The sequence below is a fragment of the Lactobacillus sp. MRS-253-APC-2B genome, assembly GCF_012843675.1.
In the GTDB taxonomy this organism is placed as follows: Bacteria; Bacillota; Bacilli; order Lactobacillales; family Lactobacillaceae; genus Limosilactobacillus; species Limosilactobacillus pulli.
The window spans coordinates 1-1,348 of the sequence record NZ_JABAFO010000046.1 but is presented as its reverse complement, the minus strand read 5'-3'; the positions used below and the strand labels follow the sequence as shown (position 1 = coordinate 1,348).

Annotated in this window: 1 rRNA gene; it reads right to left on the bottom strand. The window is 48.4% G+C overall.

The features are described 5' to 3' along the window. Positions 1 to 1,218, bottom strand: a 23S ribosomal RNA gene (locus HF864_RS09350); the annotation flags it as partial. Positions 1,219 to 1,348 lie beyond the last annotated feature (130 nt).

Here is a 1,348-nt window from a genome sequence, read left to right as displayed (position 1 = left end):
GGATGCATCCATAGCTTCGGTAATATGCTTAGCCCCGGTACATTTTCGGCGCAGAGTCACTCGACTAGTGAGCTATTACGCACTCTTTAAATGATGGCTGCTTCTGAGCCAACATCCTAGTTGTCTGTGCAATTCCACATCCTTTTCCACTTAGCATATATTTAGGGACCTTAGCTGATGATCTGGGCTGTTCCCCTTTCCACGATGGATCTTATCACTCACCGTGTGACTCCCGAGTAAAAATCAATGGCATTCGGAGTTTATCTGAAGTCAGTAACCCATGACGGGCCCCTAGTCCAAACAGTGCTCTACCTCCATGATTCTAAACCTCGAGGCTCCCCCTAAAGAGATTTCGGAGAGAACCAGCTATCTCCAAGTTCGTTTGGAATTTCACCGCTACCCACACCTCATCCCAACCATTTTCAACTGATACGGGTTCGGTCCTCCAGTGCGTTTTACCGCACCTTCAACCTGGACATGGGTAGGTCACCTGGTTTCGGGTACATAACTGCGTACTTCGTACGCCCATTTCAGACTCGCTTTCGCTGCGGCTCCGGTTTTTCCACCTTAACCTTGCACGCAATCATGACTCGCCGGTTCATTCTGCAAGAGGCACGCCGTCACACGTAAATGTGCTCCGACAGCTTGTAGGCACATGGTTTCAGGAACTGTTTCACTCCCCTCCCGGGGTGCTTTTCACCTTTCCCTCACGGTACTGGTTCACTATCGGTCACTAGGGAGTATTTAGCCTTGCGAGATGGTCCTCGCGGATTCCGACGGGGTTTCACGTGTCCCGCCGTACTCAGGATCCTGAACTGAGAGTGTGACGTTTCGTTTACTGGGCTATCACCATCTTTGGCGTCGCTTCCCAACGACTTCAACTACGTCGCACTTTGGTAACTCAAATGTTCAGTCCTACAACCCCAACAAGCAAGCTCGTTGGTTTGGGCTCTTCCCGTTTCGCTCGCCGCTACTCAGGGAATCGAATTTTCTTTCTCTTCCTGCAGCTACTTAGATGTTTCAGTTCACTGCGTCTACCGCCTGACAGCTATGTATTCACTGCTCAGGCAATCATCGACTAAGATGATTGGGTTTCCCCATTCGGAAATCTCCGGATCAAAGCGTACTTACCGCTCCCCGAAGCATATCGGTGTTAGTCCCGTCCTTCATCGGCTCCTAGTACCAAGGCATTCACCATGCGCCCTTCATAACTTAACCTTGATGATCTTACGATCACCTCAGTTATTGAGTATGCGATTAATTTCGTTAATAAAACTCAAATAACGCGGTGTTCTCGGTTTAATTGTGAATAAAGAAATAAATATTATTTAGTTTTCAAAGTACAAGC